The 20,182-nt window shown below is 39.8% G+C and carries 22 protein-coding genes; 18 read left to right on the plus strand and 4 right to left on the minus strand.

Annotated elements, in window-relative coordinates; genetic code table 11:
- The first annotated feature begins 8 nt into the window (after positions 1-8).
- Genes recX through ACQKEV_RS14120 form a run of 3 tightly spaced genes read left to right on the plus strand, consistent with a single transcriptional unit; the run spans position 9 to position 1,413 of the window.
- Positions 9-821: a recombination regulator RecX gene (recX, locus tag ACQKEV_RS14110; protein ID WP_427447059.1), complete on the plus strand. Its 813-nt coding sequence runs from the start codon at positions 9-11 to the stop codon at positions 819-821.
- Complete coding sequence (locus tag ACQKEV_RS14115; RefSeq protein ID WP_427447061.1) at positions 811-1,143, plus strand: YfhH family protein; 333 nt, start codon at positions 811-813, stop codon at positions 1,141-1,143. Before recX ends, ACQKEV_RS14115 begins: the two co-directional genes overlap by 11 nt.
- On the plus strand, positions 1,144-1,413 hold the full coding sequence (locus ACQKEV_RS14120) for a YfhJ family protein (protein WP_427447062.1): 270 nt from the start codon (positions 1,144-1,146) through the stop codon (positions 1,411-1,413).
- A gap of 33 nt (positions 1,414-1,446) precedes the next feature.
- On the opposite strand, the gene ACQKEV_RS14125 is transcribed toward ACQKEV_RS14120, so the two are convergent.
- Complete coding sequence (locus ACQKEV_RS14125) at positions 1,447-2,427, minus strand: metal-dependent hydrolase (protein WP_427447064.1); 981 nt, start codon at positions 2,425-2,427, stop codon at positions 1,447-1,449.
- A gap of 162 nt (positions 2,428-2,589) precedes the next feature.
- On the opposite strand from ACQKEV_RS14125, the gene mutY reads away from it, so the two are divergent.
- The 10 genes from mutY (at position 2,590) to ACQKEV_RS14175 (ending at position 13,074) form a co-directional block, all read left to right on the plus strand.
- A complete protein-coding gene (gene mutY / locus ACQKEV_RS14130; protein WP_427447066.1) occupies positions 2,590-3,651 on the plus strand; it encodes an A/G-specific adenine glycosylase in 1,062 nt (353 codons plus the stop codon).
- 2 nt (positions 3,652-3,653) lie between these two features.
- Positions 3,654-4,400: an enoyl-[acyl-carrier-protein] reductase FabL gene (gene fabL, locus ACQKEV_RS14135; RefSeq protein WP_427447068.1), complete on the plus strand. Its 747-nt coding sequence runs from the start codon at positions 3,654-3,656 to the stop codon at positions 4,398-4,400.
- Positions 4,401-4,467: 67 nt separating this feature from the next.
- The gene (locus ACQKEV_RS14140) at positions 4,468-4,782 is read left to right on the plus strand and encodes a gamma-type small acid-soluble spore protein (RefSeq protein WP_427447071.1); all 315 of its coding nucleotides are present in this window, start codon (positions 4,468-4,470) and stop codon (positions 4,780-4,782) included.
- A 139-nt stretch (positions 4,783-4,921) separates the two neighbouring features.
- A complete protein-coding gene (ntdP, locus tag ACQKEV_RS14145) occupies positions 4,922-5,467 on the plus strand; it encodes a nucleoside tri-diphosphate phosphatase (protein WP_269926076.1) in 546 nt (181 codons plus the stop codon).
- Positions 5,468-5,520: 53 nt separating this feature from the next.
- The gene (locus ACQKEV_RS14150) at positions 5,521-7,272 is read left to right on the plus strand and encodes an ABC transporter ATP-binding protein (RefSeq protein WP_427447073.1); all 1,752 of its coding nucleotides are present in this window, start codon (positions 5,521-5,523) and stop codon (positions 7,270-7,272) included.
- A gap of 176 nt (positions 7,273-7,448) precedes the next feature.
- Positions 7,449-8,468 carry an ABC transporter ATP-binding protein gene (locus tag ACQKEV_RS14155; protein ID WP_427447076.1) on the plus strand — a complete coding sequence of 340 codons (1,020 nt, stop codon included), beginning with the start codon at positions 7,449-7,451 and terminating at the stop codon, positions 8,466-8,468.
- On the plus strand, positions 8,443-9,426 hold the full coding sequence (locus ACQKEV_RS14160; RefSeq protein ID WP_427447079.1) for an ABC transporter ATP-binding protein: 984 nt from the start codon (positions 8,443-8,445) through the stop codon (positions 9,424-9,426). The genes ACQKEV_RS14155 and ACQKEV_RS14160 overlap by 26 nt, the downstream gene beginning before the upstream one ends.
- Positions 9,427-9,454: 28 nt before the next feature.
- On the plus strand, positions 9,455-11,056 hold the full coding sequence (locus ACQKEV_RS14165) for an ABC transporter substrate-binding protein (RefSeq protein WP_427447080.1): 1,602 nt from the start codon (positions 9,455-9,457) through the stop codon (positions 11,054-11,056).
- Between the two features lie 102 nt (positions 11,057-11,158).
- Positions 11,159-12,163 carry an ABC transporter permease gene (locus tag ACQKEV_RS14170; RefSeq protein WP_269926071.1) on the plus strand — a complete coding sequence of 335 codons (1,005 nt, stop codon included), beginning with the start codon at positions 11,159-11,161 and terminating at the stop codon, positions 12,161-12,163.
- A gap of 17 nt (positions 12,164-12,180) precedes the next feature.
- On the plus strand, positions 12,181-13,074 hold the full coding sequence (locus tag ACQKEV_RS14175; protein ID WP_427447081.1) for an ABC transporter permease: 894 nt from the start codon (positions 12,181-12,183) through the stop codon (positions 13,072-13,074).
- A gap of 243 nt (positions 13,075-13,317) precedes the next feature.
- On the opposite strand, the gene ACQKEV_RS14180 is transcribed toward ACQKEV_RS14175, so the two are convergent.
- Complete coding sequence (locus tag ACQKEV_RS14180) at positions 13,318-14,397, minus strand: FUSC family protein (protein ID WP_427447082.1); 1,080 nt, start codon at positions 14,395-14,397, stop codon at positions 13,318-13,320.
- Positions 14,398-14,454: 57 nt separating this feature from the next.
- Positions 14,455-15,741 carry a glutamate-1-semialdehyde 2,1-aminomutase gene (locus ACQKEV_RS14185; RefSeq protein WP_427447084.1) on the minus strand — a complete coding sequence of 429 codons (1,287 nt, stop codon included), beginning with the start codon at positions 15,739-15,741 and terminating at the stop codon, positions 14,455-14,457.
- A 128-nt stretch (positions 15,742-15,869) separates the two neighbouring features.
- Between ACQKEV_RS14185 and bcp the strand changes: the two genes are divergently transcribed.
- The 4 genes from bcp (at position 15,870) to perR (ending at position 18,394) form a co-directional block, all read left to right on the plus strand.
- Positions 15,870-16,349, plus strand: coding sequence for a thioredoxin-dependent thiol peroxidase (bcp, locus tag ACQKEV_RS14190; protein ID WP_427447086.1), 480 nt, complete (start codon positions 15,870-15,872; stop codon positions 16,347-16,349).
- Positions 16,346-17,293: a D-2-hydroxyacid dehydrogenase gene (locus ACQKEV_RS14195; RefSeq protein WP_427447088.1), complete on the plus strand. Its 948-nt coding sequence runs from the start codon at positions 16,346-16,348 to the stop codon at positions 17,291-17,293. Before bcp ends, ACQKEV_RS14195 begins: the two co-directional genes overlap by 4 nt.
- 1 nt (position 17,294) lies before the next feature.
- On the plus strand, positions 17,295-17,846 hold the full coding sequence (locus tag ACQKEV_RS14200) for a cob(I)yrinic acid a,c-diamide adenosyltransferase (RefSeq protein WP_427447090.1): 552 nt from the start codon (positions 17,295-17,297) through the stop codon (positions 17,844-17,846).
- Positions 17,847-17,950: 104 nt separating this feature from the next.
- Complete coding sequence (gene perR / locus ACQKEV_RS14205; RefSeq protein ID WP_269926064.1) at positions 17,951-18,394, plus strand: peroxide-responsive transcriptional repressor PerR; 444 nt, start codon at positions 17,951-17,953, stop codon at positions 18,392-18,394.
- Positions 18,395-18,476: 82 nt separating this feature from the next.
- Here perR and ACQKEV_RS14210 read toward each other — a convergent pair whose 3' ends face one another.
- A complete protein-coding gene (locus tag ACQKEV_RS14210; protein ID WP_269926063.1) occupies positions 18,477-18,824 on the minus strand; it encodes a YgzB family protein in 348 nt (115 codons plus the stop codon).
- 128 nt (positions 18,825-18,952) lie between these two features.
- On the opposite strand from ACQKEV_RS14210, the gene ACQKEV_RS14215 reads away from it, so the two are divergent.
- A complete protein-coding gene (locus tag ACQKEV_RS14215; RefSeq protein WP_427447092.1) occupies positions 18,953-19,843 on the plus strand; it encodes a nucleotidyltransferase-like protein in 891 nt (296 codons plus the stop codon).
- Positions 19,844-20,182: the final 339 nt, after the last annotated feature.

Below are 20,182 nucleotides of genomic sequence, written 5' to 3' on the forward strand. Positions count from 1 at the left end.
TGAGTTAAGTGTCAGTAATTACAAAGATAATGCGTCAAAAAAATAATCCCGAACGTTATAATGTTTATCTAGAAGAAAAATACGCTTTTGCAGTAGATGAATCTCTGCTGATCAAGTACCAATTGTCTAAAGGTAAAGTGCTGGAAGATTGGGAAAGAGATGAAATCGTTTATGACGACGAAGTCCGGAAAGCCTTTAACAAAGCCCTTCATTTTTTAAGTTTCCGCATGCGTAGTGAACATGAAGTTAAAAAGAAGTTGCTTGATGCTGAATACGGAGAAGCCGTTGTTTTGGAAGCCATTCAAAAATTGTATCAATTAGATTTTTTAAACGACGAATCTTTTTCAAAGGCATTACTTGAAACGCAAAAGAAAACAGGCAAAAAAGGTCCGCGAGCGATTCAACAGGAACTGAAGAAAAAAGGAATTGATAAATCCCTTCAAGAAGAAGTGCTAGAAACGTATACGGAAGAAGACCAAGCTCAAATTGCGCAAGGATTAGCAGAAAAAATAGCCAATCAGCATTCTTCCAAAACGCCAAGGCAAGTGAAGCAAAAAATTCAAGACACCTTATTGCGCAAGGGCTATTCATATGCCATTATAAGCAAAGCAATTGAAGATATAGAATTTGAAACAGAACCTGAAGAATGGGAAGAAATGATTGCCGATCAGGGAGATAAAATATGGCGGATATTTTCTTCGAAATATACCGGATTTGATCGTAAGCGCAGAGTAAAGCAAGCCTTGTATGTAAAAGGTTTTCCTGCAGAACAAATCGAAATGTTTATTGAAAAAAAGGAGCTCGAAGAAGATGGTAACTGAAAAAAAATATAGTCAAATGACTGAGCAGGAGTTACGCCAAGCCATTGCCAATTTATTGGAGCAGGCAAGAAAGGCAAGTCAGCTTGGTCATGTAAATGAATATGCTGTTCTGGAGCGAAAAGCAATTATGGCTCAAGCATATTTAGTAGATCCGTCGTCGATCGTACCTGGAGAAATGTACCGTATTGAAGGAGATCCAGGCGTATTTTTCCAAGTAGATTATTTAAAAGGCCGTTTTGCCTGGGGTTACCGACTTGGTGGGGAGAAATTTACAGAAGCATTGCCGATATCCATGTTGAAATCATTGAAGGAGGGAAAATAAATGCAACAGCAAATCGAACAATTAGTACAGGAACTTGCGGCAAAGAATGAGTCGCTGTCTGTTTCAAAAGCACGTGTATGGATCGAGTTATTATGGTCAGATTTTGAGTCCTCTTATGCAAAAGCGGGCTATGATTACAAAGGGTCTGAAGTAACCGAAAAAGTAATCCGTCAATGGATTGAAAGCTACGGCGAACGGATTCATGAGTTCGCAGGGAACAATCCGAAATATGCCCATTTATTACAAGTGGACGATGATAATCTACAATAAAAAAAGTACACGACAAAATTTGTCGTGTATTTTTTAATCTGAAATGAAATCTAATTTTTTGTGGAGTTTTTCTTCACTGAATATCCAACCGGTATACGAATTGACGATTTCCAACTCTTCATTTAAATGGGCAACTGCCACAAATGGATAGTAGTCATTACTACGGTAGCGCAAATCAATGAGACGTACTTCGTGAATGTGATCATGATCAGTGATTTCCCATCGATAAATAGGAGAAAATGATATGAAAGCTTGTAAATTCTTGTCTTTGAGAGCAGCTTTTACAAGAGGAGAATCTGGAATTGTTTTACGGTCAAAACGATCGTAAATATTAATGGAACGTCCATATGCTCTTCCTACATAGTGATGCGTTTTAGAAATGGCTGCAATACGCCATTGGAAAAAACGGATGGTTGGAGCGATGATAATTTCATCTGCTGTCGGAATTGTATTTTTGACCGCATGTCTGACCGCGTGCTGGACTGCGAATCGTAGTAAATAATAAACAAATACGATTGCGTACAATATAAGCATTGTGTAAACCGGATTAGCTCCGAATGCCCAGAACATCAAGGCAACCACATGCAGACCAAAAATAATGGGGTCAAACGTATTGATTACGCCAAGTGCTACCCATTTATTTGAGAAGGGGCGAAGTGCTTGGGTTCCATATGAATTGAAGATATCCACGAAAACGTGCAAAAAGACGGCAATGAATGTCCATAACCATAAATGTAGAAAATCAGCGCCAGGCATGATTAAATGAAGGACACCCGAAATTGCGAGTGGCCATAATAATACAGCCGGAATTGAATGGGTAATGCCGCGATGGTGGCGAATGTATACCGCATTATTTCTTAATTTCAAAACTGTATCTACGTCAGGAGCTTGAGATCCGATAATTGTCCCGGCAATTACAGCTGTCGCAGTCAAAGAATGCTCAGCGACCACTGGGTCAATCATGGCTAGTCCACCTAACGCGATTCCCATGACAACATGAGTACCTGTATCCAACTGTATCAACTCCTTTGAACGGAGACTGCCCGAATAATTTTGTTCATCATAAGATATTTTTGATAAAATAACAACGGTTAGACTTCCGAGATTCCTTGCATTCTACAATTTGGTATACCCGAATTGGGGAGCATGTAATCAACGAGAATGTAGGTGAAAAGTATGAATGAATTCAACAAATTTGAATTTCGTAAATCGTTAATCGACTGGTACTTAGAAGAAAAAAGAAATCTTCCTTGGAGAGAAACATCAGATCCCTATAAAATATGGGTTTCAGAAATCATGCTTCAACAAACAAGAGTGGAAACGGTCATCCCATACTACAATCGTTTTATTGAAGCTTTTCCTACAATTGAAGAATTGGCGAATGCCGAAGAAGAAAAATTATTGAAGCAGTGGGAAGGTCTCGGCTATTATTCCCGTGTTCGAAATTTGCAAGCAGGCGTAAGGGAAGTGGTTGAGACTTATAACAGTGTTGTACCATCAACAAGAGATGAGATATCTACACTGAAAGGTGTTGGACCGTATACTGCTGGTGCAATATTGAGTATTGCATACGGGAGACCTGAACATGCCGTTGATGGGAATGTCATGCGTGTACTTTCGCGGGTCCTTTTAATTAAAGAAGATATAGCAAAACCGAAAACGAAAAAAACTTTTGAACAAGCAGTTACCGAAATCATTGACCCTCAGGATCCATCATCGTTTAACCAAGGGTTAATGGAACTCGGGGCTACTATTTGTACACCAACATCGCCAAAGTGTCTGTTGTGTCCTGTTCGGGAAAATTGTGCTGCTTTTTATGCAGGTGAACAAAATGACTTGCCAATAAAGACGAAAAACAAAAAAACGAAAGCACAACATTATGATGTTTATATTGCCCAAAATGATCGCAAACAATTTCTTATGGAAAAAAGACTTGAAACGGGACTGTTGGCGAACATGTGGCAATTCCCAATGGTTGAACAAATCATTAAAGGTGAAGAGACTATTCCACTATTGCAAAATCGATATGGAATACATTTTACAAAAGAAATGGATTTAGGTTCTTTCAAACATGTCTTTTCTCATTTAACATGGGAGATGAATAGTTTCTCTGGACATGGAGTTGAAACAAGTCTGTCGGAAACTTGTAAGTGGTTAACAATAGAAGAAATCAAAGAAGTTCCGATGCCAGTCCCGATGTTGAAAATCTGGCAGGCATATATGGAGAGGGGAAAATGACAATGACAGCAAACAAAGTGGCACTCGTTACAGGAAGCAGCCGAGGACTTGGAAAAGCACTTGCGATTGAACTTGCAAAAAACGGATATGATATTGTTGTAAACTATGCACGCAGTAAAACAGCAGCACTTGAAACAGTGAAAGAAATTGAAGCACTAGGGCAGAGAGCACTACTAGTACGTGCAAACGTAGGTGATATTGAAAAATTAAAAGCAATGTTTGAAACAATTCGTGAAGAATTTGGTCGTCTGGACGTATTTGTAAGCAATGCCGCTTCTGGTGTGCTTCGACCAGTAATGGAATTGGAAGAATCTCATTGGGACTGGACGATGAATATTAATGCTAAAGCCATGCTTTTTGGTGCTCAAGAAGCAGCAAAACTGATGGATCGCGGCGGCAAAATCGTAGGAATTAGCTCATTGGGCTCCATTCGTTATTTGGAAAATTATACGACTGTCGGTGTATCCAAAGCTGCGATTGAATCCATTACACGTTATTTAGCAGTTGAACTTGCGGCTAAAGGAATTGCAGTAAACACGGTTTCCGGTGGAGCGCTTGATACGGATGCATTAAAACATTTCCCTAATCGCGAAGAGTTATTGGATGACGCAAGGAAAAACACACCTGCAGGACGCATGGTTGAAATCGAAGATATGGTCAAGACAGCCATGTTCTTAATTTCGGATGGTTCGGATATGATTCGCGGACAAACCATCATTGTAGATGGCGGACGATCAATCGTCATGTAAAAAAATTTTTTTGTTGGCATAAGTTTTCCCTAATTGCACACATTAATGAGCATGGAGGTGAAAATTCATGCCAAACAAAAACAACAACCAACCAACAAACGCTGCAGAGGTACGTCGTCAAAATCAACAATCTGCACAAAAAACGACAGGTACACAAGGTAACTACCGTACAGAGTTCGCTTCTGAAACTGATGTAAACGAAGTGATCCAACGCAATCAACAATCTGCGCAAAAAACAACTGGTACACAAGGTAACTACCGTACAGAGTTCGCTTCTGAAACTGATGTAAATGAAGTGATCCAACGCAATCAACAATCTGCTCAGAAGAAAAACAATGCTTCTGGTCCACAAGCAAACCGCAACAATAATTCAACAAAATAATGTTATTCACCACCAATCAGCGAGGGCTTATGCCTTCGCTGATTTTTTTTGCTACAGTTTTTGTAAATTGGTTGTTATAATGAGTACACAATGCAAGATTATATATATATTGTGCTTTGACGAAAAGGTGGGCTTATCCATGTCAATACCAGCAGAAGGAGAAACGATTCAGATCCACAGCTACAAGCATAACGGCAAAATCCACCGCGTCTGGCAAGAAACAATGGTTCTGAAAGGGACAAGGAATATTGTCATTGGCGCGAACGAACGAACGCTCGTAACCGAGTCAGACGGTCGCACTTGGTTAACTCGGGAACCATCGATTTGTTATTTCCATGCTGAACACTGGTTCAATATCATTTGTATGTTGCGTGAAGATGGTGTGTACTATTACTGTAATATCAGTTCACCATTCGTTTACGATAACCAATCTTTAAAATACATTGATTACGATTTAGATGTTAAAGTCTTCCCAGATATGACGTATACCATTTTGGACGAAGATGAATTTGAAGATCATAAACAACAAATGAATTATCCTGAGGTTATTGATACGATATTACATCGTAATGTGGAAAAACTAATTAGCTGGATTAAACAACGCAAAGGACCATTTGCACCAGATTTTATCGAGGTGTGGACAAACCGTTACCTATTTCACAAGCAACTGAGAATACGTGAGTAAATGATGCCTGTTGAATCCCAACAGGTTTTTCATTTGGAAAGGAAAGTGTACGGATGAGTAGTACGAAAAGATACATGAAGTTTGTTAAACCATATACGTGGCAAATTGTTCTCACGGTTGCCATTGGAGTTCTGAAATTTGCCATTCCTTTATTTATACCATTACTAATTAAAATTGTGATTGACGATATTGTTACTGTTGATACAATGACGGATGCCGAGAAAACTCGTCAATTATTTTATTGGCTTGGTGGAACGGCGCTCGTTTTCTTTATTGTGAGACCGCCGATTGAGTATTACCGTCAATACTATGCGCAGCTTGTCAGTAACAAAATATTGTATGACATAAGACAAGAGCTATATGGTCACTTGCAACGACTGAGTTTAAGGTTTTATTCGAACACTCGTGTGGGAGAAGTCATTTCTCGTGTAATCAATGATGTGGAACAAACCAAAAACTTTGTGATGATCGGGTTAATGAATTTATGGTTGGATTTAGCCACGATTTTAATTGCTGTTGCGATCATGCTGACAATGGATGTTCCATTAACGCTAGTCACATTATTAGCATTCCCTTTTTATGCGTTCAGTGTAAAATACTTCTTCGGGCGACTGAGAGATTTGACTGGAAAAAGATCACAGGCACTTGCAGGTGTCCAAAGTTACTTGCATGAACGTGTTCAAGGAATGAGTATCATTAAAAGCTTTGCTCTCGAAAAACATGAGCAGCAAATTTTTGATAAAGCAAATGGCGAGTTTTTAGAAAAGGCTGTTGATCATACGAAATGGAATGCAAAAGCTTTTGCAGTAGTTAATACCATAACGGATGTGGCACCTCTTTTAGTTATCGCCTACGCAGGATATCAAGTTATTCATGGGAATTTATCTGTCGGAACGATGGTTGCATTTATCGCGTATATCGAACGTCTATATAGTCCATTGAGACGATTGGTTAGTTCTTCTACTACTTTGACACAAGCGTTTGCATCGATGGACCGAGTGTTCGAGTTGATGGATGAAAAATACGATATTCAAGATGGACCAAATGCTAAACATATGCCGGCTATTAAAGGAAAGCTGCAGTTTGATCATGTTTCTTTCAGATACGAAGAAGAAAATAATCTCGTATTGAACAACATGAATTTCACGGTGGAGCCTGGTCAAACAGCCGCTTTTGTAGGTATGAGTGGTGGTGGGAAATCAACTATCATCAGCATGATTCCCCGTTTTTATGATGCAACAAGTGGATCAGTTAAAATAGATGACCTAGATATTAGAGATGTGAAAATTCATTCGTTACGCGAACAGATTGGAATAGTTTTGCAAGATAATATTCTGTTCAGCGATTCGGTGAAAGCAAATATACTCATGGGACGTCCAGACGCTTCGGAAGACGAAGTAATTGAAGCGGCAAAAGCTGCGAATGCTCATGACTTTATTGTATCGCTGCCGGAAGGGTACGAAACGAAAGTAGGGGAACGTGGAGTTAAGTTGTCTGGTGGTCAAAAACAACGTGTGGCTATTGCGCGCGTGTTCTTGAAAAATCCTCCGATTTTAGTTTTGGACGAAGCAACTTCTGCTCTAGATTTAGAGAGTGAATCCTTGATACAAGACTCTTTAGAGCGATTGGCACATAACCGCACAACGATTATTGTCGCTCATCGTTTATCTACCATCACACATGCTGATCAGATCTTTGTTATTGATCATGGTGAGCTTAAAGAACAAGGAACACACGAAGAACTGATGCAATCTAAAGGAATATATTACAACTTATTTCAAGTTCAACAACTGGATATCGACTAGAAAGGTTCTCCTTAAATGGAGAACCTTTTTTTTATGAAAATAATAGAAGTATGACTTATAAAATAAGTATTGCAATTATAATTATTGTTTGTATAATATAGAACATATCGAATTTTCTGAAACAATGATACTAGTAAACTATTTCGTTTCGTATGCTAGGAAAAAGGAGGGACATCATGAGTGAACGTAAAGCGATTCTTCAAGTAAAAGGTCTTCAAACATCCTTTTTCACAGATGACGGAGTAATTCCCGCAGTAGATAATATTGATTTTTCCGTTCATGAAGGAGAAGTACTCGGTATTGTAGGGGAATCTGGTTGTGGAAAAAGTGTTACATCTTTATCCATAATGGGGTTAGTACCGAGCCCGCCAGGAAAAATTACTGGTGGTAAAATACTTTTCGGCGACAAGGACTTAACTAAATTAAGTGATAAAGAAATGCGGAATGTACGAGGCAACGACGTAGCAATGATTTTTCAAGAGCCGATGACATCTTTGAATCCTCTATTTACTATAGGAAATCAATTGATGGAAGCTATTCTTATTCATAAAAAAGGCTGGTCGAAAAAACAGGCAAGTGCTCGTGCAATTGAAATGTTGACGCTAGTAGGTCTTCCTCGTGCAGACGAATTGATGAGAGAGTATCCTCATCAATTATCAGGAGGTATGAGGCAGCGTGTCATGATTGCCATGGCGCTCGTATGCGATCCAAAAGTTTTGATCGCAGATGAACCAACAACTGCACTTGATGTAACCATTCAAGCTCAAATCCTGGCATTGATGAAAGACTTGAATGAACGATTGAATACAGCCGTTCTATTAATCACACATGATCTGGGTGTTGTTGCAGAGACGTGTGAAAGAGTCGTTGTTATGTATGCTGGACAAATTGTTGAAGAAGGTCCAGTTCAAACAATATTCAAAGATCCTCAACATCCATATACAAAAGGATTATTACAATCCGTGCCCGATATGCGGTATAAAAAACAACGTTTATATTCGATTCCTGGTAATGTACCAAAACCAGGTTCCATAAATATGGGGTGTCGCTTTGCTGCACGTTGCGAATTTGCATTCGACAAGTGCCTAACGCAGAATCCAGAATTGTATCAAACTGAAACTGTACACAAGACAAGATGCTTCTTGTACGAAGATCAGGAGGTATCTACTCATGACAGAACCCTTGTTGAAAGTTGAAGGACTTAAAAAGTATTTTCCCATTCGTAAAGGAATACTCAGTCGAGTATCTGGGCATGTAAAAGCAGTTGACGATGTATCGTTCTATGTCAATAAAGGCGAAACGCTTGGCATCGTGGGCGAGTCAGGTTGTGGAAAATCTACTACTGGCCGCATGCTTATGAGATTGCTAGAACCATCAGAAGGAAAAGTTGTCTTTGATGGTAAGGAACTGACGAGTATTTCAAATGATGATATGCGAAAGGCACGCCGGGAAATTCAAATGGTTTTCCAGGATCCATATGCTTCATTAAATCCTAGACATACCATTGAGAAAATCTTGGAGGAGCCTTTGATTGTTCATGGAATCGGTGATGCGAAAACGCGCAAAAAGAAAGTCCATGACTTCCTTGAGATTGTCGGGTTAAGCAGCTACCATGCGAAACGCTATCCACATCAATTCAGCGGAGGACAACGTCAGCGTATCGGCATTGCCAGAGCACTGATGACAAACCCTAAACTAATTATCGCGGATGAGCCTGTTTCAGCGCTCGATGTGTCGATTCAGGCACAGGTGTTGAACTTAATGCAGGATTTACAAAAAGAATTAAATCTTACTTATATCTTTATTGCGCATGATCTGGGGGTTGTTCGTCATATAAGTGATCGAGTAGGGGTTATGTATCTTGGCAAAATGGTCGAGCTTGCAGAAAGTGAGTTGCTTTATGATAAGCCACTCCACCCATATACACAGGCTTTATTGTCTGCTGTACCAGTTCCGGATCCGAACTTTGTAAGGGAGCAAATCCTTATAAAAGGAGATATTCCTAGTCCTTCAAATCCTCCATCGGGATGTACATTCCATACCCGCTGTCCTTTTAAAATGGATGTTTGTACAAAAATCGTACCAAAGTTAGAAGAAGTTGAACCAGGTCATTCTGTTGCCTGCCACCTATACAGTGAACATGCGCAACAATGATATAAAAAACAATTTTGGAGGGGTCAATTTGAGTAAGAAGAAACTGTGGTCACTCGCTTTATTAACAATGCTAGTCCTCTCAACGATTTTAGCGGGCTGTCAATCTGATTCATCAGATGGCAACGGCGAAGACAACGGAGAGCCGAAGATTTTAGTATTTGGTCGTGGTGGGGATTCTGTATCTCTAGATCCGGCAACAGTAACTGATGGCGAATCATTTAAAGTAACACAAAACATCTTTGAAACACTTGTTAACTTTGGTAAACAAGATACAGAAATCAACCCAGGTCTAGCTAAAAAATGGGAAGCTGCAGAAGATGGATTGACTTATACATTCGAACTTGAAGAAGGCATCAAATTCCATGATGGCACTGACTTCAATGCTGAAGCTGTAGTAGCTAACTTTGAGCGTTGGGCAAATGGTTCTGGTGAAGACTTCTATTACTATTCTTCAATGTTCGGTGGTTACAAAGGTGACGAAGGGCATGTTATCGAATCTGTAACTGCAGATGGAGATAACACAGTCGTGTTCAAGTTAAAACGTCCACAAGCACCATTCCTTAAAAACTTAGCGATGAGCCCGTTTGGTATTGCGAGTCCTAAAGCTTTTGAAGAACAAGGTAAAAAATTCGGTGATAATCCAGTAGGTACTGGACCATTCAAATTTGTTGAGTGGAAGCGTAACGACTCTATCACAATTGAAAAGAACGAAGACTACTGGGTTAAGGACCTTCCTAAACTTGATAAAGTAGTATTCAAAGCAATTCCTGATAACTCAGCTCGTTTGAACGCTTTGAACACAGGTGAAATCGATTTAGCTGATGGCGTAAACCCAGCTGATGGTAAATCGGTTGAAGGTAATTCTAAATTGCAATTATTCGAACGTCCATCAATGAACGTTGGTTACTTAGGTTTGACTAGCACTCGTCCTCCTTTCGATAAAGTGGAAGTGCGTCAAGCAATCAACCATGCAATTGACAAACAAGCGATCGTAGATGCATTCTTCGAAGGTCGTGCTGAAGTAGCGAAAAACCCAATGCCTCCAGTAATCAGTGGCTATAATGACGACATCCCAGGTTACGAGTTCGATCCTGAGAAAGCAAAAGCATTATTGGCTGAAGCTGGTTTAGCAGAAGGCTTTGAAATGGAACTTTGGGCAATGCCTGTACCACGTCCATATATGCCAGACGGCCAAAAAGTGGCTGAAGTTATCCAATCGAACTTAGCTGATGTTGGAATCAAAGCGAAAATCGTTACATTCGAGTGGGCAACATACTTGGAAAAAGCTCGTAACGGAGAAGCAGATGCATTCATGTTAGGTTGGACTGGTGATAATGGTGATGCGGATAACTTCCTATACGTATTACTTGATAAAGACAATATTGGAAGCAATAACTATTCATACTATAGCAACGACGAATTACACGACATCCTAATTGAAGCACAATCAGAAGTTGATGAAGACAAGCGAAATGAACTTTACGGTCAAGCTCAAGAAATCATTTTCGAAGACGCTCCGTGGGTACCGCTTGCTCACTCTACTCCACTTCTTGCAGGTAAAGCGAATTTGGTAGATTTCTTACCACATCCGACTGGTTCTGATAAGTTAGCAGAAGTAGACTTCAAGTAAAAGACTGACTGATGGGGAGAAGTCTACGTGATTTCTCCCCATTTTATTTACAAGCAAAATCGAAATGAGTTACATATCGCATCAGATGGAGAGGTGAAGACAATGCTTCACTATATCGGGAGAAGACTATTGCAATTAATCCCAGTTTTGCTGGGCATGACGTTTGTCGTTTTTATGATTATTCGTGCCATTCCTGGTGACCCAGCACAAGTAATTTTGGGTCAACAAGCGACGAAAGAAGCGATTGAGGCATTACGAGCAAAGCTCGGATTAGACAATCCGTGGTATGTCCAATATTTTGACTATCTAGGTGGCTTGTTAAAAGGTGATCTTGGAGAATCTTTACGAACAACTACACCAGTATCTGAAGAAATATGGCCGTATCTAGCTGCCACATTTGAATTATCTCTATTTGCAGTTCTTATAGCAGTCATTGTCGGTGTCAATGCAGGCATCATTTCTGCTTGGTTCCAAAACTCATGGTTTGACTATACAGCCATGATATTAGCGCTAGTTGGCGTGTCAATGCCGATTTTCTGGCTTGGTTTGATGATGCAATATATTTTCGGCATTGAACTAGGGATTCTTCCAACAACAGGCCGAGAGGAAGTAAGGAATCCGATTGATTCGATGACCAATTTATATGTACTGGATACCATCCTTCAAGGACGCTTTGATCAATTAGGCATTGTTTTGAAACATCTGGTCTTACCAGGGCTAGCCCTTGCAACAATTCCGATGGCAATAATTGCCCGAATGACTCGTTCTAGCATGCTTGATGTGATGAGATCGGATTATGTTCGTACTGCACGAGCGAAAGGTCAAAAAATGTTCTGGGTTGTGTACAAGCATGCATTGAAAAATGCCATCATTCCAGTACTGACAATTATCGGTCTTCAAATGGGATTACTGCTTGGCGGTGCCATTTTAACGGAATCCATTTTCGCATGGCCAGGAGTTGGCCGTTATATTTACGAAGCGATCAATTTCCGCGACTACCCAGTTATCCAATCAGGGATTCTTGTTGTGGCATTTATCTTCGTAATGATTAACTTGTTCATTGATATTCTTTACAGTTTGATTGATCCACGAATTAAATACGATTAAGAAGGAGGAATCTCATTATGGTCGGATTCGCGCCTAAACCATCAGATATAATAGCACAACAAGATAAAGTAGCGGGCCCTTGGCATGAAGCTTGGCGAAGCTTTAAGAAAAGTAAAGTCGCCGTAGTCGGAGCTGGGATTGTTCTCTTCTTTATCATCGTGGCATTCATCGGACCTTGGATAGCACCACAAGGCATAAATGAACAAGATTTACCTAATCGATTGCAGGCACCTTCTGTTGATCATTGGTTCGGAACAGATGATATGGGCCGAGATATATTATCTCGCATTATTCATGGTGCACGTATTTCATTATGGGTTGGATTTTTCTCAGTAATCGGTTCGGTAGTTGCAGGGAGTATTTTAGGAATTGTGGCAGGGTATTACGGTAAGTGGGTAGATGCAATTATTTCCCGTATTTTCGATATCATGCTGGCATTTCCAAGTATCTTACTAGCAATCGCTGTTGTATCGGTATTGGGACCTTCCTTGCAAAATGCATTGATTGCTATTGCCATCATTAATATTCCGAACTTTGGTCGATTGATTCGATCCAAAGTTTTGAGTATTAAAGAAGAAGAGTACATCACTTCTGCTAAAGCAATCGGCATGCAGGATATACGAATACTGTTCTCGCATATTTTACCGAACTCAATGGCTCCAGTTATCGTGCAAGGTACACTTGCCATAGCAACGGCCATTATTGAAGCGGCAGCACTTGGTTTCCTTGGTCTTGGTGCAGAAGCTCCAGCTCCGGAGTGGGGCAAAATGCTGGCTGATTCCAAAATGTATTTAATCAACGCTCCTTGGACCATGATTTTCCCAGGTATCGCCATTATGCTTACGGTTCTGGGATTCAATTTAATGGGAGACGGATTGCGGGATGCATTGGATCCACGCATGAAGAGCTAATAGTTAGAGAAGAAGTCATTCCTTTTATAAGGGATGGCTTCTTTTTATGAGGTTTTATACGTATTTTGTTGGCGAAACGGTGGTTAGTTGGACAAAAGGAGAGTTTAGGTGGACTATTTGGAGGTTTCGTTGTACGAAAGAGGGTTTTAGTAGGAAAAATACAGACTTTCTTTGTGAAAGGTAAAATATGTAAGCGAATTACAATAAAAACAGCCATCTCAATAAGAGACGACTGCTTAATACTTAAAATCCATCTTCAAGCTCCACTTTGATTTCTGCCCCGTGGTAATTCTGGTGAGAAATAATCAGCGTATCTAAGTGTTCCAATTGTTCTTCATAGTCCAATATAGCAGACAGTACATGAAGTAAATGATAGGAAGAAAAAGACTCTTCTGTGTTGGAAAGGGCAATTTCTCTCGCGAATACTTCCATCACTTCATGGCGTTGGAGCATTGCTTCACTTCCGCTCAAGAAGGAATGTTCAGGTTTTAATTTCCCTGTATATTTCAAATGAAGCTGTTCGTGATACGTCAGTAAGAAGTCCAGTCGCTCTTGAATCATCAGACGAAATTGATCCGGTAAATTCGCTAGTTCATTTTCATGTAAATGAAGTCGTTTCAGCACATCCCAGCTTTTATTGGCTGCTGAAATCATTTGGCGATACACCACGAGTTTGCGGGCTTTCGCACGTTTTTCATTCCGGAAGTAGCTTCGTTCTTCTTTATAAAACAAATAAAACTGATCTACTTTTATCAGACGTTCCCGTAGTTTCTCTAGTGACTGCTTCGTCGCCGTATGTTCGGAAGCCTGTCGTTCAGCTAACCGTGTCCATCTGATGATTTCATCGGTTGTTGAATGGATTGCTTGAAACAACTTTGTTTCATATTTTGGCGGCATAAAGACCAAGTTCACTACAAATGCAGCCAATACACCAACGACAATCGTCGCAAATCTGATTAGTGCAAAGGTGATAAAATCATCACTCTGTACTTCCATAATCGCAATAATCGTTACAAGTGCTAATGAAATGGATTTCTCCAACTTTAATTTCAGCATGATGGCAATTGTGATAACAGCAGCCAGACCTACTGCCACATAATGGTGTCCAAAAATTAGAGCAAAAATTACGGCTATACCAGCACCGATCAGATTTGATTGAATTTGTTCAATAATCGTTAAATAGGATCGATAAATGGAAGGTTGAATGGCAAATATCGCCGCGATTCCCGCAAATACGGGTGACGGTAAATGCATTAAATCCGCCAAGAACAGGGCAAAGACGATTGCGACTCCCGTTTTAACGATTCGTGCACCAAGTTTCATAGATGTGGTATGTCCTTTCTAATTTCTTAAGACAATACTTCTTAAAGAAATCGTTTATTAAAGTTTTGAAAATGCGTGATCGACCGCGATTAACGATTGTTTCACATCTTCTTCTGTATGAGCGGTAGTTAAGAACCAAGCCTCATACTTAGAAGGAGCCAAGTTGATTCCTTGTTCGAGCATCAGTTTAAAGAATCGACCAAAAATCTCACCATCGGTTGCTTCGGCTTGATCGTAATTTTCTACTTTCACATCTGTGAAGTAAATTGTCAATGCGCCCATCAAACGATTAATTGTGATTGTCACGTTATGTTTAGCAGCAGCTTTCAAAATGCCTTCTTCCAAGAGTGCACCCAATCGATCCATTTCTTCATATATACCCGGTTGCTTCAATACTTCCAAACATGCGATTCCAGATAATATAGACGCAGGATTTCCAGCCATAGTTCCCGCTTGATAAGCAGGTCCGAGTGGTGCGACTTGCTCCATAATTTCTTTTCGCCCGCCGTAAGCCCCGATTGGCAAGCCGCCTCCGATGATTTTCCCAAGAGCAGTCAGGTCAGGTGTTAAACCTAATAAATCTTGAGCTCCGCCGTAGTGAAAACGGAATGCTGTAATTACTTCATCATAAACAATAAGTGCACCTTTTTGTTTAGCAATATCATGTACAAGAGGTAAGAAGCCTTCCTTTGGTTCAACAATCCCGAAATTTCCTACAATAGGTTCCACTAAAATACAGGCAATTTCGTCCCCCCATTTGTCCATGGCTTCTTTGAATGCTTCTGGATTATTAAATGGAATGGTGATGACTTCTTTCGCAATTGATTTAGGAACACCAGCCGAATCAGGAGTACCAAGTGTTGCAGGACCAGAACCGGCAGCAACAAGCACCAAATCCGAATGTCCATGGTAGCAACCAGCAAATTTCATGATTTTAGTACGTCCTGTATATGCACGAGATACTCGAATCGTCGTCATAACAGCTTCCGTCCCCGAATTCACAAAACGGACTTTATCCATTCCAGGCATTGCTTCTTTCAGCATTTTGGCAAATTTCACTTCATGAGGCGTAGGTGTACCGTAAAGTAACCCATTTTCCGCTGCCTTTGTAATGGCTTGCGTAATGTGTGGATGGGCATGCCCAGTGATAATCGGACCGTAAGCTGCAAGATAGTCAATGTACTTATTTCCATCCACATCCCAAAAGTATGCTCCTTGTGCTCTTTCCATTACTGTTGGAGAACCGCCACCTACCGCTTTGTATGAGCGAGATGGGCTGTTAACACCACCAACAATATGTTGTAATGCTTCTTCATGTAATGCTTCTGATTTTGTTCTGTTCATATATATATCCTCCGTTCATTTTCATCCATCCTTAATAATAGACAAAAAGGAAGTAGAACGCCAAGAAAATTGAAACTCCTGCGATTCTTAGGTACGATTAAGGAAATGGTAAAGTGGAGGGAATGTTCATGACAACACTTGAAGGAATGCAAGCACCAGATTTCACATTGCGAAATGAAAAAGGGGAAGAAGTCTCACTTCATCATTACGCTGGAAAAGAATATGTTTTGCTTTATTTTTATCCGAAAGACGCTACTCCAGGATGCACGACTGAAGCGTGTGATTTCCGAGATATGCACGAATCCTTCCGCGATTTGAATGCCGTCATTTTAGGCGTAAGCCCAGACGGTGAGCGTGCACATACAAAGTTCATTGAGAAACATGGTCTGCCTTTTTCATTATTGATTGATGAGGACCACACAGTTTCTGAAGCGTATGGTGTATGGGTTCTCAAAAAAATGTATGGCAAAGAATATATGGGAATCGAACGTTCCACTTTCCTAATTGACCCGACTGGAACTGTTATAAAAGAATGGAGAAAAGTGAAAGTGAAAGGTCACGTGGAAGACGCTCTCGTAACTTTGCGTGATTTGGTAACTGCTCAATGACTAATGTCCTTTTTACTTTCCCTGTTAAAGAATATTTGATAGAAGAATTACTCACTGAATTTCCTGAGGTAAAATTCACTTTTTCTTCAAGCAAAGATCAAGACGCACTTGAACGTGCTGAAGTCATTGTTACGTATGGCGAAGATATTTCTGTTTCTACATTAGATCAAGCGCTCGCGTTAAAATGGCTCATGGTTGCTTCAGCGGGATTAGAGAAGATGCCACTTAGTGAAATCGCGGAGCGGAACATTTTTGTAACCAATGTCAAAGGGATACACAAGACTCCAATGACTGAATCCGTCATGGCACACTTGCTCGCGATTAAACGTGCGTTGCCCTGGATGTATAAACAACAGGAAAATAGTGAATGGAGTAAGCGCTCGGGATCAACTGAGCTTTTTGGAAGTACAGCACTGATTATTGGTCCGGGTGCAATCGGCAGTGAAATTGGCCGGTTGCTTCAAACATTTGGAGTTACGACTATAGGTTGCAATCGCTCTGGGAAAAATGCTCCTAATATGAATTCCATGATTAATTTTGACCAATTAAGTGACGTACTACCAAAAGTTGATATTGTCATTTCAGTTTTGCCAAGCACTCCTGAAACAAGAGGTCTACTTACATACAAACATTTTGTATTAATGAAGAAAGAAGCTATTTTCATGAACTTTGGCCGTGGAGATCTTATAAAAGAGGAACAACTCATTCAGGCGATGCAGGAACGTCAAATATCCTACGCAGTCCTGGATGTCTACGAGAATGAACCTCTTAATGAGAATCATCCACTTTGGAAAATGGAAGGGGTTATTGTTTCACCGCATGTTTCCAGCCATTCTTCTGAATATGTTCCTAGAGCTCTTAAGATTTTCAGACACAACCTTCATGAATGGATTGGAGTAGGAACAAATTTTCAAAATGTCATAGACTTGGAAAAGGGGTACTAACATGAAAATTTACACAAAAACAGGCGACAAAGGCACAACTTCACTTATCTACGGGTCACGTGTTGCGAAGAATGATGCATTGGTAGAGGCATATGGTACATGCGACGAAGCGAATTCCATGATTGGCCTTGCCATGAGTTATATTCAGAATGAATTTATTGAAGAAAAAGAGGATGTTCAACGAGTTTTCCATCAAATTCAAACGACACTATTTCATGTAGGGGCAGAACTTGCTACGCCAACAGGAAAAGAAGTGAAATGGAAATTGGAAGAAACTGAAATCACAAAACTTGAAAATGTAATTGACGAATGGGATTCACATCTTCCTGCTTTGCAAAATTTCATTTTACCAAGCGGTCACCCAGCTGGGGCAACTCTTCATGTAGCCCGCACCATTGTACGTCGTGCCGAGCGTGCTGCAGTAAGTATAGGGGAACAAGTATCTCCTCTTGTATTGGCCTATTTAAACCGTTTATCCGATTTCTTGTTTGTAGCTGCACGCTTCATTAACATGCGACTTGGTCAAAAGGAAATCGGGCTTCATGCAGAGTAATACCTGGATGTAATGGGTTTTTTGTTGACTTTTTCCTTACTTCTTTCTTATACTAATTGTAACGATTATAAAATAAGAATCTTTATGAAGTGAGGTGCATGGCGATGACTGAAATGCATTTACGTGACGCATTGGATAATTTGAAATCAACAGGAGTCAGAATTACACCACAGCGTCATGCAATTTTAGAATTTCTCATTCAATCCATGATTCATCCAACAGCAGATGATATATATAGAGCGCTTGAAGGAAAATTCCCAAACATGAGCGTTGCGACGGTCTACAATAATCTTCGGGTTTTTAGAGAAGCCGGATTAGTAAAAGAATTAACGTATGGCGATTCATCCAGCCGATTTGATTTCGTTACAAACGATCACTATCACATCATTTGTGATGATTGTGGCAAAATTGTTGATTTCCATTATCCAGGTTTAGATGAAGTGGAACATTTAGCTTCTCACGTTACTGGATTCAAAGTGAATTCCCATCGTATGGAGATTTACGGAACATGTCCGACCTGTGTTACACAAGCTTCTAAAGTTCAATAGTTAACAGAAAGAGCATTTCGGTGCTCTTTTTTTAGTTCAAAAAAAAGAGCTAACATTCTATAATGAATGTTAGCCTTGTCGGTTAAGATCTTTTTCGGTTTAATTTTTCATCAAATTCCTGGCCTTCTAAAGTAGGATCCAATGTTAGAGGCTCTTTGCAATACATACACATATCAACACGACCCAAAACTTTGGTATACTTTCCGCAGTTAGGGCAGACAACTTGAACTGCTTTTGTGGAAAGCATTCCAATCCATGCGTAAACTCCTGTACTACCTAAAATGGCAAGGAGACCTAAGAACATAAATAATGTCATAACGATTTGATTTTCACGGAAGAAGATGCCGATATACATGATGACAAAACCGATGAAAATCAATGATAATGCAAATGAACGAATTCGATTTATTTTATTTTTATAAGGTTTCATATTGTGTTCCTCCTCAATCATGTTTACTATACCATAATTGGTAGTGTAAATCGTTTGAAGGAATCTCACAACCTTTGTCGAAAAAAGAACATATACCATATTGATTAATTTATGAGGGGGACTTCAAGTTGGAACAGATTCTGCGTCCTATTTATCAGGAAAGAGCGAGCCAACCAAATACGCTCGGCGTGATCTTAGTCGAGAAGAGAGAAAAAGTTAGTCAAATTACGGATACATTCGATACTATTCTTTTAATATTAGCTAAAGACGCAACTCAACCTGTGTTTACGAAACATTATACGTTTAATGATAAAAAAGCAGCGATGCACATTGTAACTGAAAAGCAGTTACGAAAATGGTTATTGCTTGGTACTAATAGAAAGATTGTGGACTGGATTTTTTATGGACGTGTCATGTTTGATCGGAACGAATTTGTCCAAGAGTTAAAAACTGAGCTCAAAGAATTTCCTTTTTATGGCCGGAAAATTAAAATGGGCATTGAATTCGCAAAACTTCTGCGTCGTTATTTAGAAGGAAAAGTATTCTTTGAACAAAAAAACTATATGGATGCGTACAATCATATTGTGGATTCATTGCACCATCTTGCGCGTCTGGCAGTATTTGAGAATGGTATGCATCCTGAAGTAACTGTATGGTCACAGGTGAAAATAATTGAGCCATCCATTTATAAACTGTACGAAGAATTGCTGTCGAGTGAGGAACCAATCGATAAAAGATTGGAACTACTATTTTTAGCAAGTGAGTTTATGATTCATTCAAGAACGAAAGATGGATCGCGTCATATATTAGAAGTTATGAGCCAAAAAGATCATTGGACGATTCAGGAGTTGCATGAACAAGAGGAGCTCAGAAACTATTCGGTGGATTTGGAAGTCTTTATTGAATTCCTTGTGGAGAAGGGCTACATCCACGTGGAACGTGTAGAAACGAAGAGCGATAAAATCTTCCACCGTTATTACAAAGTTGAACCATTTGATGAGGAAACATCACAGCAATAAGGCGCTTAAAAAAGCGTCTTATTTTTTTCTTGACGTATCACTAGAAGCCTGTATATAATAATAAACGTCGCTGAGAAACACTGCGAAAAACAAGATGAAAAAATAGATTTAAAAAGTGCTTGACTCTCATACTTTGCAGTGCTAAATTAGAGAAGTCGCCAAAACGAGTGACACCAAATGAACCTTGAAAACTGAACAGCAAAACGTCAACAATAAAGCGGAACGCACTTCGGTGCCGGAAGCGAAACTTGAACTTAAACGTTCATTATAAACGTCATTAATTTGACGCCAGCAACAAAGTCGAGCTAATCGACTCACCTATTATGGAGAGTTTGATCC

It is taken from the genome of Paenisporosarcina sp. NPDC076907 (assembly GCF_050269735.1).
Classification (GTDB): domain Bacteria; phylum Bacillota; class Bacilli; order Bacillales_A; family Planococcaceae; genus Paenisporosarcina.